Source organism: Arthrobacter sp. CAN_A2, from assembly GCF_015752045.1.
Classification (GTDB): Bacteria; Actinomycetota; Actinomycetes; order Actinomycetales; family Micrococcaceae; genus Arthrobacter_D.
Genome location: NZ_JADOUS010000008.1, coordinates 76,103 through 88,274 on the forward strand (window position 1 = coordinate 76,103; position 12,172 = coordinate 88,274).

A 12,172-nucleotide genomic window follows, 5' to 3' on the forward strand; every position below is an offset into this window, starting at 1 on the left:
CCGCCGGCGGGGTTCTGTCGTCGGGGCCCGTCCGGAGGTGGCCGTCACTGCATCGTGAACGCGCGTGCCACGCCCTGATGGACGGCCCGGTTCCTGATCAATGCCCCGAGCATCGCGTTGCGTGGACGCAGGACCAGGTCCGGCAGGGGTCGCCCGAGCGACATGTTGATGGCGGCCTTGCGGCGGGCCAGCGCTGCCTGCGCCCGGCGGTCCCTCTCGTAGCGCGCGAGCCGCACTGCGACGTCCTGCCCGTCCCGCAGCGATGCCGCGACGATCGGGATCAGTTCGACGGCGTCGAGCCAGCCCAGGTTCATGCCCTGCCCGCCGATGGGGGACACCTCGTGGGCGGCGTCGCCCACCAGCACGATCCGGCCTGCCACCAGCTGCCTGGCGAGACGCGACCGAACCTCGAACGCGCTCAGCATCGAGTTGGTCGCCGGGTCGACGCCGACCCCCGTCCGCTCCCGGATGAGCTGTGCGAGGCCTGCGGCGGTCGGGCGTTCCACCGGACATCCGACCCGCACCACCCAGCGTCGGATACCGCCGGGCAGGGGGAACGACTCGACGATCCCGCCCGCCTCCAGGTACAGGACGGCGTCATCACCATCGCCCGTGGCGTCGCGGAAGTCGCCCATGACGTAGCAGTCCGGATAGCGCCGGGAGGGTGCGCGGATCCCGGCGTCGTCGCGGATGGAACTGCGGGCGCCGTCGGCTGCGATGACCAGCCTGGCCCGGAGCACGAGGTCCCCGCCCTGCTCCCGGGTCACGACCAGGACGTGGTCCCCGGCGTCGTGCGTCGTGACGACGCCGACGCCGCGCCGCAGCGTGCCCGGGAACCCGTCCTCGAGGTGTCGCTCGAGGATCTCCTCGGTGACGGCCTGCGGCACGGCGAGCACGTACTTCTCCTCACCCGGGAGGGTGGAGAAAGACACGGTGCCCACGTGCCGGCCCGCGCTCCGGGCGATCCCGTCCCGGATCCGCACCCCGCGCGCACGCAGGTCGTCGGCGATGCCGCCGGCGTCGAGCGCACGCAGGGCCGGCGGGTGGATGCCGATGGCCCTCGAATGGCTGCTGCGCTCCGTGCGCCGTTCCAGGACGACGGCGTCGAGCCCGGCCTGCCGCAGCAGCAGGGCGGTGTAGAGGCCGACGGGGCCCCCGCCGACCACGATCACGTCATGCATCGTCGGCTCCCGCCGGGAGGCCGCGCTCGAGGACGAGCAGGTTGATGAACGGCACGGCCGTGCGGACCGTCCAGTGCTCGCGTCCGCGGGTCGCGGCGCGCAGCTCGTCCGGCGTGTAGCTGCGGCGGATGGAGGTCAGGCCGTCCTGCCGGATGTAGGAGCCGGGCAGCGGGAGGGTGCCTGCCGAGAACAGCGCGTAGCCGAGCGGGTGGCGCGCGATGTCGCTGTGCACCGCGACCGTGCGCGCCAGGCGTTCGGTGTCGTCGAGCAGGCTGTCGAACGCACCGCGGTCGAGATGGTGCAGCACGTGGTTGGAGACCACGGCGTCGAACACCGCCCCTTCGGCCACGAGCTCCGAGCTCAGCGCCCGGCGGAAGGACAGGCCGGCCACGGGTGGGCGCGAGGTGGCGAAGGCGTGGGCGCGCTCGTCGGGGTCGATCGCCGTCACCTCGAGCGGGAACCCGTCGAGCCGGGCCCAGCGGGCCAGCGTGCGGGGGACGTCGCCGCCGCCGGCGCCGATGTCCAGCAGCGTGTTCGTGCGGTCCCGGGAGAACGCCGGGCGGAGGAGTGAGGTGTATGTGCGGCGCCAGCCGGAGACGACGGCGTTGACCACGCCGAACTGGGCATACGTCCGGTCGAGCCTGGCGGGGTCGCAGTCCGGCCGGTCCATCTCCTCGATGGCGTCCGGATCGCGCCGGGCGAGGAACCCTCGAGGCCTCATGCGCCCGCTTCGGTGAGGATCGGCGCCAGATCGGCGGGCACGACGTCGTCGGACCCGCGTCCGGGCGCAGTGTCCGCCGCCGCGGCCGCCCCCGTCGTCATTGCAGCCGCCGCCGTCGTCGCCGCCCCGGTGGCCGGTCCGGCGCCGATCCTGGTGAGCAGGGCTGTCTCCACCGTGAGTCCGGGGCCGAAGGCCATGGAGCAGATGCGGTTGTTCCCGTCGGAGGCCGGCTGGTCGAGGATGTGCTTCAGGACGAACATCACCGTCGCGCTGCTCATGTTGCCGTAGTCGCGCAGCGTCTCGCGGGCGGGGAGGAGCTGGTCCGGGGTCAGCCCCAGTTTGGCCTCGACCTTGTCGAGGATGCTGCGGCCGCCCGGGTGGATGGCCCAGTGCTCGATCTCCGAGTAGTCGAGGCCCTGCAGGGACGCGTCGCGAGCGAGCAGGGGTTCGAGGGCCCCGACGATGTGTTCGTCGATGATGTGGGGGACGTACGTGCCGAGGACCATCTCGAACCCCTCGTCGCCGATGTTCCAGGCCATGGACTCCTCACCGACGGGGGTCAGCACGGTCTCGAAGTGGTCGAGGGTCAGGGCCGGCCCGGTCAGGGGGATGTCCCGGGCGGAGACGATCGCCGCCGCGGCGCCGTCGGCGAACAGGGACGAGCCGACGATGGTGTCGGGGTTGTTGGAGGACCGGACATGGAGCGAGCACAGCTCGGCGGCGATCACGAGGACGACGGCGTCGGGGTCCGCGTCGCAGAAGGCCTTCGCGGAGCGCAGCGCCGGGAAGGCCGCATAGCAGCCCATGAAGCCGAGGTGGTAGCGCTGCACGGAGGGCTTGAGGTCCAGTGCCCGCACCACCTTGTAGTCGGGGCCCGGGGCGAAGAAGCCGGTGCAGGAGGCGGTGACGACATGCGTGACGTCCGCCGCCTCGATGCCCGGCGCCGCATCCAGTGCCTTGCGGGCCGCCTCGACGAAGAGCTTCGTCCCTTCCTCGGCGTAGACCTCGTTACGGACCTTGGTGCTCGGCGACAGGATCCGCAGCTCCTTCTGGTCGAAGAACACGGGGTCCTCGAACGCGGTGTCGACGGTGAATTCCCTGAGGGCGGTGTGGCGCGTGTCGATGCCCGAGGAATCGAAGGCCGCGCCGATCAGGCGCTGGCCGAGCCGGGTGAGGCCCGACTGTGCGGCGAAGACGTCGCGGACCTGGGATTGCACCATGATCGTCTCGGGTACGGCGGTTTCAAGGGACCTCAGGATCACAGTCATATGTCCATTACTAGAGGACTGACGCCCCAAACACAATGACAGTAGGCTTAGTATCCACCCTCCCGCCGTCACCAGGAGCATCATGTCCAACGAACCGTCAGGCACCCTCGACCAGGACGACCCCCGGGGGCCAGCCGTCGATGCCTCATCCGAGCTGCAGGAGTATCCGGGCTTCACGGAGCGCATGGATCCCCGCCCCGATCACGGCGAGGACAGCTCTACCGGGCATGGGCGCCTCAGCGGGCGGCGTGCCTTCATCACCGGCGGTGACTCCGGCATCGGCCGGGCCGTGGCCCTCGCTTTCGCGCGGGAGGGGGCCGACGTCGCCATCGGGTATCTCCCCGAGGAGGAGGAGGACGGCGCCAGCTGCCTCGAGCTCATCCGCGCCGAGGGCCGGACGGCCCTCGCCGTGCCGGGCGACCTCCGCGACCAGGGCTACGCCGCCGAGGCCGTCCGCCAGGTGGTGGACGGCCTCGGCGGCATGGACATCCTCGTCAACAATGCGGGGTACCACATCGCGCAGCCGAACGGCCTGCCGGACATCGACGCCGACCAGCTCCGGCGCACCTTCGAGACCAACGTCTACGGCACGATCTGGCTCACGCAGGCCGCACTGCCGCATCTGACGGCCGGCGCCTCGATCATCAACACCACGTCCGTGCAGGGGTACCACCCGTCCCGCAGCCTCATGGACTACGCCGCGACCAAGGCCGCACTCAACAACCTGACCTTCAGCCTGGCCGAACTGCTGGGGGAGCGCGGGATCCGCGTCAATGCCGTCGCCCCCGGTCCGATCTGGACGCCCCTGCAGCCCGCGACGACCACCAGCAAGAAGCTGGAGTCCTTCGGCGAGGGTACGCCGCTCGGACGCATGGGGCAGCCGGCGGAACTGGCCGGCGCGTACGTGTTCCTCGCCTCGAACGATGCGCGGTACGTCTCCGGTGAGGTGCTGGGCGTCACCGGAGGCACGCCGCTCGCGTGAGGCTTCACGCCGGCGGCGGCGATCGCGCTGCCGGGACCAAGCCGTCGGGGGGTGCGGAACGAATGACAGGCACCAGCGCCGGATGCTCGCCGTCCGGCGGCCGGCCGACATGAATGGGCTCACCGTGAAACTCCTGACCGCACCGCCGCACCGTCGTGGTGCCGCACTCTTCGCCGTTGCGCTCGCCTCGTCCCTGGCGCTCGCCGGGTGCGGGGCCGCCGAGGAGAACCCGCTCGGGGTGAACACCACGGACGGCGGGCAGGGGTCCGGGGCCGCTGCGGTCCCCGGTCCGGACGGCAGCAAGGCGGAGCCCGTGGGCAGCGACCTCGGCGAGGATCCCCTGAACGTGGGCGTCGACGGCGCGGAACTGTGTGGCGTCCAGCCCCAGGACAGCCGCCTGCGCTACACCGTCATGCTGCACAACCCCACCCTCGAGACCTTCACGTTCGGCGAGATGGAGCTCGGCAACCCGGAGGGCCTCGACATCCTCTCGGCGAAGGTACAGACGGCGAACCGCGAAGGACACCACCACACGGCGCCGGAGGCCGGTGCGCACGAGGAGCACACCGCGGCGCCCACGCCGACGGCGTCTCCCGAGCCGATCGGACCGCCGGTGCCCGCGGAGGGCTACCGTTTCCTGCCCGACGCGCACATCAACATCATCGTCACGGTGGAACTCGCCGACGGCGTCACCCACGGCAGCGCCGACAACATCCTCGTGGCGTTCTCGTCCCCGGAACGCGACTACTCGGTGGCCCACAACCTCAAGATCGACGTCGACGCCACCTCCTGCAGCTGATCTGCTGGCGGGACATAAGACAGTGGAGCCCCCGTCGTGATGACGGGGGCTCCACTGTTCTGTGCTTGTACTTGTACTTGCGCGGGACGGCGGGCGCTCTACGCGCTACCGGACCGGGGAAGCTCCTGGACTAGGCCGGGAGCTGCAGGACGTGACCGGTGAAGATCAGGTCGGCGTGGATGACGGTGTCGGCGTTCGCAGCGAACAGTGCCTGCCAGCCGCCCTCGACGCCCAGCTTGTCGGCAATCGTGCTGAGGGTATCGCCGGACTGGATGGTGTAGGTCTCGCCGCTCAGTGTCACGGGAGCGACGGCGGGGGCCTGGACGGCGACGGGCGCCTGGACGGGTGCCTGGACGACGGGAGCCTGGACGGCGACGGGTGCCTGGACCTGGACCGGAGCCTGGACGGGTGCCTGTGCGACGGGTGCCTGGACCTGCACCGGAGCCGCAGCTTCCTGGAACTGGACCGAGCCGCCCGGAGCCGCGGCACCGTTCAGGCCGAGCTTCGCGGAGCAGGCGGGCCATGCGCCCCAGCCCTGACCGGCGAGGACGTTCTCGGCGACAGCGATCTGCTGCTCGCGCGAGGCGTTCTGGGGGGCTCCCTGACCACCGAAGGCGGCCCAGGTCGACGGGGTGAACTGCAGGCCGCCGGAGAAGCCGTTACCGGTGCTGATGCCCCAGTTTCCGCCGCTTTCGCACTGTGCCAGAGCATCCCAGTCGCTGGCGGGGGCGGCGTTGGCCGCACCGGCCGCTGCGCCGAGGCCGAGGCCGGTGAGTGCAACTGCTGCAAGTCCACGACGCGCGCTGGTGCTGAATTTATTAGTGTTCATGGGGTTACGATGCTCCGAAAGGCCACCCGCACTAGGTCCGTCCCCGGACTTCTTCGCGCCGCTGCTCACCTTGACGATATAGAGGTCATGGTTCGGCAGCCGCCTGTTGAGCAACGAGCGGTGGAGAGCGGTGCCGGGCATTCATCGCTGCGCAGTGAGCGGCAGCGTTTTCCTTTTCCCCTGACGGGGAACTACCCCTACCGTAGAGTAATTTCGTTTCGTTGCCAAATCGGTACTCAACCGTGATTGACTTTGTGTGAAATCGGGAATTTTTACTGGATTTATCGGGCCCAGTCTGCGACACTCACCCGCGGTGGGTGATTCCGGCCCCGGAAAAAGGGGCCCGGACCGCGACGGTCCGAGCCCCTTCCTGGTCCGCTCAGGCGGACGACGCCCTGATCAGGCGGCGACCATCCCGTGCGGATCGAGGACGTACTTCGTCGCAGCTCCGGCGTCGAACTCCTCGTAGCCTCGCGGTGCCTCGTCCAGCCCGATCGCCTTCGCGTTCACGGCCTTGGCGATCTGCACGCGGTCGTGCAGGATCGCCATCATCAGGCCGCGGTGGTATTTCATCACCGGACACTGTCCGGTGGTGAAGGACAGCGACTTCGCCCATCCCGTGCCGAGGCTGAGCGACAGCGACCCGACCTTCGCGGCCTCGTCGATGCCTCCCGGGTCCCCGGTGACGTACAGGCCCGGGATGCCCAGTGCACCGCCGGCCGCAGTCACCTGCATCAGCGAGTTGAGCACCGTGGCCGGTGCCTCCGTCGCCGCACCGCTGCCGTGGCCGCGCGCCTCGAAGCCCACGGCGTCGACGCCGCAGTCGACCTCCGGCACGCCCAGGAGCTGTTCGATCTGGTCCCGCGGATCACCCTTGGAGACGTCGACGGTCTCGCAGCCGAAGCTCCGTGCCTGGGCCAGCCGATCCTCGTTGAGGTCGCCCACGATGACGACGGCGGCACCCAGCAGCTGTGCCGACGCTGCGGCGGCGAGGCCCACAGGGCCGGCACCGGCGACGTAGACCGTCGATCCGACGCCGACGCCCGCCGAGACGGCGCCGTGATAGCCGGTGGGGAAGATGTCCGACAGCATCGTCAGATCGAGGATCTTCGCCATCGCCTGGTCCCGGTCCGGGAACTTCAGCAGGTTCCAGTCCGCGTAGGGCACCAGGACGTATTCGGCCTGGCCACCCACCCACCCGCCCATGTCCACGTAGCCGTAGGCGGCTCCGGGTCGGGCGGGATTGACGTTCAGGCAGATGCCGGTCTTGCGCTCCTTGCAGTTCCTGCACCGTCCGCAGGCGATGTTGAAGGGGACGGAGCAGATGTCCCCCTTCTTGATGAACTCGACGTCGCGCCCCACCTCGACGACCTCACCGGTGATCTCGTGTCCCAGCACGAGGTCTGTCGGCGCCGTCGTGCGCCCGCGGACCATGTGCTGGTCCGAGCCGCAGATGTTGGTGGTGACGGTCTTCAGGATCACGCCGTGGTGGAGGGCCCGGCCCACATTGGCCGGATTCACCCCCGGCCCGTCCTTCAGTTCGAATGTCGGGTAGTCGGTGTCGATGACCTCGACCTTCCCTGGTCCCTTGTACGCAACAGCTCTGTTACCGCTCATGGAACTTCCTCTCGTGACACATCGGTCGCGCCGGTTGGTGTCGGCGCTGGAACCGGCGGGCGAAAGGCGCAGGTGGGTGCCACTCGCTCGCCAGTAGGGCCGAACCTACACGGCGGGGGGTCGCATCGACGTTGCATGGCGGGACGGCGGATCCGGGGGCGGTGCCTTGTCTCGCCGCCCGACCTGGGAGAGGGTTGGAGAATGAGTGAAACCGTCCTGATCACCGGGGCCACGTCGGGGATCGGGGCCGAGTTCGCGCGCCAGTTCGCCGCCCGAGGATGCGACCTGGTGCTGGTCGCCAGATCCCCGGGTCCCCTGGCGGAGGCGGCGGCTGCGTACCGCGCCCAGGGTGTCGCGGTCGAGGCGATCGCCGCCGACCTGCTCGACGACGACGGGCTCGCCCGCGTGCTCGACCGCCTGCGGGTCGCGGGGGAGGGCTCCGGCGCATCACGACTCCCCGGCGCCCCATCGGTCACCTCGTCGGGCACCGGCATCGAGCCCGGCAGGGCGCCCGTCACCGTGCTCGTCAACAATGCCGGCTACGGCCTGGTCGCGCCGTTCGCGGACAATGCGCTCGACGACGAGATCCGCCATCTGAGGATCCACATCGAGGTGCCCCTCGCGCTGACGCATGCGGTCCTGCAGTCGATGCGGCCCCGCCGCTCCGGCACGATCATCAACGTGGCGAGTGTCGCCGGTTTCACCCCGCGGGGTACCTACGGCGCCGCGAAGGCGGCCATGATCAGCTTCAGCCGCTGGGCGAATATCGCGTACGGGCGGGAGGGGATCCGGGTGACGGCGGTCTGCCCCGGCTTCGTCCGCACGGAATTCCACCAGCGCATGGGGGTGGACACGTCGTCCGTCCCTGCGGCCCTGTGGCTCGACGCCGGTCCCGTGGTGCGGGACGCGCTGCGTGATACCGCGGCCGGCAAGGCCGTCTCCATCCCCAGCCTCCGCTACAAGGCGCTCGTGGCGCTGGCGCGGGTGACGCCGTCGTCCCTCGTGGCCCGACTCGCAGCTCGGGGCCGCTGAGCGGCGTCAGCGATCCGCGGCGCCGCCGTCCCACGTGTCGTGCTCGAGGGCGGAGTCCTCCGGATGGCGCGGGCGGTCGGCGCCTTCGGGCCGCCCCGCCGGGTCGTCCCCGTCGAATGCTGCAGGCACGGCGCCGGCCTCGTGGTTTCCCTGCTCCTCCCGGATGCTCGCGGCATGGTGGCCCGTCGCTCCGGGCGAAGGTTCCAGCACCTCCTCGCGCCGATCCGGGGCGGGACGGCCGTCGGCGTGTCCGTCGGAGGGACCGAGCGGGTGGTCGGACGGCAGGGTTGCGCCGTCGGGGTTGCCTGCACTGCTCGACTCGGTCATCGTGCTCCTTCTCACTCACGCCCCTGCGGGCGTTGGTCGGTGGATACTCCGGATCCTCGATCAGGAGTATCCGACGCCCCCGTATCAGAAGCGGTAAGAATGCTTATGATAAGGGACCGCAGGTCCCGGAAGTTGTCCCTTACAAGGAGGTAAGACGATGGCTGGATATTTCAAACTGGTGGACGCTCACGACAATGGTTTCCGGGTGAAGCTCACCGCCCCGGATGGAACCCTCGTGGCGGTGTCCGCCTACTACGCCTCGAAGGAGGAAGCGGTCGCCGGGATCGAACTCATCCGCGAGATCGCCGGGACCGGTCCGGTCGTGGACCACAGCCGGGTCGAGTCCCAGGAGGAGGCGGAGCTCATTTTCGGGCTGCAGTCCGATCCGGACCGTGGCGGCGCGGTCCGGCACAAGGGCTGAGCCGGGCCGCGGGGGTTCGTCCCGAGAGGTCGGGGACACGGTGTACGACTGTATACAGTGCCCCTGCCCGTGGAATAGGATGAGGCTATTCCACAACCTCTCTGAAGGGAGCCAACGTCATGTCGACCGCGGACTCATTCGGCGCAAAGGGCGTTCTCGACGTCGCAGGCGCCAACTACGAAATCTTCCGGCTCAGCGCGGTCCAGGGCGCCGAGAATCTTCCGTTCAGCCTCAAGATCCTGCTGGAGAACCTGCTTCGCACCGAAGACGGCGCGAACATCACGGCAGACCACGTCCGCGCGCTCGCGCAGTGGGATGCCGCGGCAGAGCCCAGCACCGAGATCCAGTTCACCCCGGCGCGCGTGATCATGCAGGACTTCACGGGCGTCCCCTGTGTCGTCGACCTCGCAACGATGCGTGAGGCCGTCGCGGACCTCGGCGGAGACCCCAAGCGGGTCAACCCGCTCGCGCCCGCCGAGATGGTCATCGACCACTCCGTGCAGATCGACGTGTTCGGCAACGCCGGCGCCCTCGAACGCAACATGGAGATCGAGTACCAGCGCAATGGGGAGCGTTACCAGTTCCTCCGCTGGGGACAGACCGCGTTCGACGACTTCAAGGTCGTCCCGCCGGGCATGGGCATCGTGCACCAGGTGAACCTCGAGTACCTCGCCCGCACCGTCATGACCCGCGAGGTCGACGGCGTGCTCCGTGCGTACCCGGACACATGCGTCGGCACCGACTCGCACACCACGATGGTCAACGGCCTCGGCGTGCTCGGCTGGGGCGTCGGCGGCATCGAGGCGGAGGCCGCCATGCTCGGCCAGCCCGTCTCCATGCTCATCCCGCGCGTCGTCGGCTTCAAGCTCACCGGCGAGATCCCCGCCGGCGCCACCGCGACCGACGTCGTCCTCACCATCACGCAGATCCTGCGCAAGCACGGCGTCGTCGGCAAGTTCGTCGAGTTCTACGGGGAGGGCGTCGCATCCGTGCCCCTCGCCAACCGCGCGACCATCGGCAACATGAGCCCCGAGTTCGGCTCCACCGCCGCCATGTTCCCGATCGACGACGTCACGCTCGACTACCTGCGCCTCACCGGCCGCCCGGCCGAGAACGTCGCGCTGGTCGAGGCCTATGCCAAGGAGCAGGGACTCTGGCACGACCCGTCCCGCGAGATCCGCTTCTCCGAGTACCTGGAGCTGGACCTGTCCACCGTGGTCCCCTCCATCGCCGGGCCCAAGCGCCCGCAGGACCGCGTGGAGCTCACCAAGTCCAAGGCCCAGTTCCGCGAGGACCTGCGCAACTACTCGAACGACCCCGAGCTGACCTTCGCGCCCGGCGGCACCGTGGACGAGGCCTCCCAGGAGAGCTTCCCCGCCTCCGACTCGCCGAGCTTCACGCCCGGCACCACGTCGACGGTCACCGACGAGAACGCGGAACCCCGCGAGACCGTCCCCGCCGGGGCGAACGGCTCCACGCGTCCGTCGAAGAAGGTCGGCGTGACCATGAAGGACGGCCGCGAGTTCGAGCTCGACCACGGCGCCGTCAGCATCGCGTCGATCACGTCCTGCACCAACACGTCCAACCCGTCGGTCATGCTCGCCGCCGCGGTCCTGGCGCGCAACGCCGTCGAGAAGGGCCTCGTGTCCAAGCCGTGGGTCAAGACCTCCGTGGCACCGGGCTCGAAGGTCGTCACCGACTACTACGAGAAGTCGGGCCTGATCCCGTATCTCGAGAAGCTCGGCTTCTTCACGGTCGGCTACGGCTGCGCCACCTGCATCGGCAACTCCGGCCCGCTGGAGGACGAGATCTCGCAGGCCATCCAGGACAACGACCTCGCGGTCACCGCCGTCCTGTCCGGCAACCGCAACTTCGAAGGCCGCATCAACCCGGACGTGAAGATGAACTACCTGGCGTCCCCGCCGCTGGTGGTCGCCTACGCACTCGCCGGCACCATGGACTTCGACTTCGACACCGAGCCCCTCGGCCAGGACGAAGCCGGGAACGACGTCTTCCTGAAGGACATCTGGCCCAACCCGGTCGAGGTCCAGCAGGTCATCGACTCCTCGATCGACGAGGAGATGTTCACCTCGAGCTACAGGACGATCTTCGAGGGCGACGAGCGCTGGAAGTCCCTGCCGACGCCCGACGGCGACACCTTCGCCTGGGATCCCGAGTCCACCTACGTGCGGAAGCCTCCGTACTTCGACGGCATGCAGCGCGAAACGAGCCCGGTCGAGGACATCGACGGCGCCCGCGTCCTGCTGAAGCTCGGCGACTCGGTCACCACCGACCACATCTCGCCCGCAGGGTCCTTCAAGTCGGACACCCCGGCCGGCCGGTACCTCACCGAGAAGGGTGTCCAGCGCAAGGACTTCAACTCCTACGGCTCGCGCCGCGGCAACCACGAGGTCATGATCCGCGGCACCTTCGCGAACATCCGCATCAAGAACCAGCTGCTCGACGGCGTCGAGGGCGGGTTCACGCGGGACTTCTCGCAGCCCGACGCGCCGCAGGCCGCCGTGTACGACGCCGCCGAGAACTACCGCGCGGCAGGCACGCCGCTCGTGGTGCTCGCCGGCAAGGAGTACGGTTCCGGGTCCTCGCGTGACTGGGCCGCCAAGGGCACCGCGCTGCTGGGCGTCAAGGCCGTCGTCGCCGAGAGCTACGAGCGCATCCACCGCTCGAACCTCATCGGGATGGGCGTCCTGCCCCTGCAGTACCCCGAGGGCCAGAACGCGGTGAGCCTCGGCCTCACCGGCACGGAGACGTTCGCGGTCAGCGGCGTCACCGCGCTCAACGAGGGCCGCACCCCCCGCACGGTGAAGGTCAGCGCCACCCCCGCCGACGGCGGATCGCCGATCGAGTTCGATGCCGTCCTGCGCATCGATACGCCGGGTGAAGCCGACTACTACCGCAACGGCGGCATCCTGCAGTACGTGCTGCGCCAGCTCGTGAGCTAGCGCCGGCCCGTGGTTCCGGGCCGGGAGGCATG

At 69.6% G+C, this 12,172-nt stretch carries 11 protein-coding genes; 5 read left to right on the forward strand and 6 right to left on the reverse strand.

The window, feature by feature from the left end:
• Nucleotides 1-44 precede the first annotated feature (44 nt).
• The 3 genes from IWX63_RS11930 to IWX63_RS11940 are packed head-to-tail and all read right to left on the reverse strand — an operon-like array spanning nt 45 to nt 3,356.
• Nucleotides 45-1,181 carry an FAD-dependent oxidoreductase gene (locus tag IWX63_RS11930; RefSeq protein WP_199278382.1) on the reverse strand — a complete coding sequence of 379 codons (1,137 nt, stop codon included), beginning with the start codon at nt 1,179-1,181 and terminating at the stop codon, nt 45-47.
• Complete coding sequence (locus IWX63_RS11935) at nt 1,174-1,902, reverse strand: class I SAM-dependent methyltransferase (RefSeq protein ID WP_199278383.1); 729 nt, start codon at nt 1,900-1,902, stop codon at nt 1,174-1,176. Before IWX63_RS11935 ends, IWX63_RS11930 begins: the two co-directional genes overlap by 8 nt.
• A complete protein-coding gene (locus tag IWX63_RS11940) occupies nt 1,899-3,356 on the reverse strand; it encodes a type III polyketide synthase (protein WP_334685827.1) in 1,458 nt (485 codons plus the stop codon). The genes IWX63_RS11935 and IWX63_RS11940 overlap by 4 nt, the downstream gene beginning before the upstream one ends.
• Here IWX63_RS11940 and IWX63_RS11945 point away from each other — a divergent pair.
• Together IWX63_RS11945 and IWX63_RS11950 are read left to right on the forward strand one after the other, a co-directional pair.
• Complete coding sequence (locus IWX63_RS11945; protein WP_199278385.1) at nt 3,253-4,152, forward strand: SDR family oxidoreductase; 900 nt, start codon at nt 3,253-3,255, stop codon at nt 4,150-4,152. The two genes, IWX63_RS11940 and IWX63_RS11945, sit on opposite strands and share 104 nt — an antisense overlap.
• A 124-nt stretch (nt 4,153-4,276) precedes the next feature.
• Complete coding sequence (locus IWX63_RS11950; RefSeq protein ID WP_199278386.1) at nt 4,277-4,951, forward strand: hypothetical protein; 675 nt, start codon at nt 4,277-4,279, stop codon at nt 4,949-4,951.
• Between the two features lie 130 nt (nt 4,952-5,081).
• Here the strand turns inward: IWX63_RS11950 and IWX63_RS11955 are convergent, their stop codons facing one another.
• Both IWX63_RS11955 and fdhA read right to left on the reverse strand, forming a co-directional pair.
• Entirely contained in the window at nt 5,082-5,780 is a 699-nt protein-coding gene (locus tag IWX63_RS11955; protein WP_199278387.1) for a transglycosylase family protein, read from the reverse strand.
• 399 nt (nt 5,781-6,179) lie between these two features.
• Complete coding sequence (gene fdhA, locus IWX63_RS11960) at nt 6,180-7,397, reverse strand: formaldehyde dehydrogenase, glutathione-independent (protein WP_199278388.1); 1,218 nt, start codon at nt 7,395-7,397, stop codon at nt 6,180-6,182.
• Nucleotides 7,398-7,598: 201 nt separating this feature from the next.
• Between fdhA and IWX63_RS11965 the strand changes: the two genes are divergently transcribed.
• Complete coding sequence (locus IWX63_RS11965) at nt 7,599-8,429, forward strand: SDR family NAD(P)-dependent oxidoreductase (protein ID WP_199278389.1); 831 nt, start codon at nt 7,599-7,601, stop codon at nt 8,427-8,429.
• Nucleotides 8,430-8,435: 6 nt separating this feature from the next.
• Here the strand turns inward: IWX63_RS11965 and IWX63_RS11970 are convergent, their stop codons facing one another.
• Nucleotides 8,436-8,756, reverse strand: a complete 321-nt coding sequence (locus IWX63_RS11970; RefSeq protein WP_199278390.1) for a hypothetical protein — start codon at nt 8,754-8,756, stop codon at nt 8,436-8,438.
• A 157-nt stretch (nt 8,757-8,913) separates the two neighbouring features.
• Between IWX63_RS11970 and IWX63_RS11975 the strand changes: the two genes are divergently transcribed.
• Complete coding sequence (locus IWX63_RS11975) at nt 8,914-9,177, forward strand: YegP family protein (protein ID WP_199278391.1); 264 nt, start codon at nt 8,914-8,916, stop codon at nt 9,175-9,177.
• A 119-nt stretch (nt 9,178-9,296) separates the two neighbouring features.
• Nucleotides 9,297-12,140 carry an aconitate hydratase gene (locus IWX63_RS11980; RefSeq protein WP_199278392.1) on the forward strand — a complete coding sequence of 948 codons (2,844 nt, stop codon included), beginning with the start codon at nt 9,297-9,299 and terminating at the stop codon, nt 12,138-12,140.
• Nucleotides 12,141-12,172 lie beyond the last annotated feature (32 nt).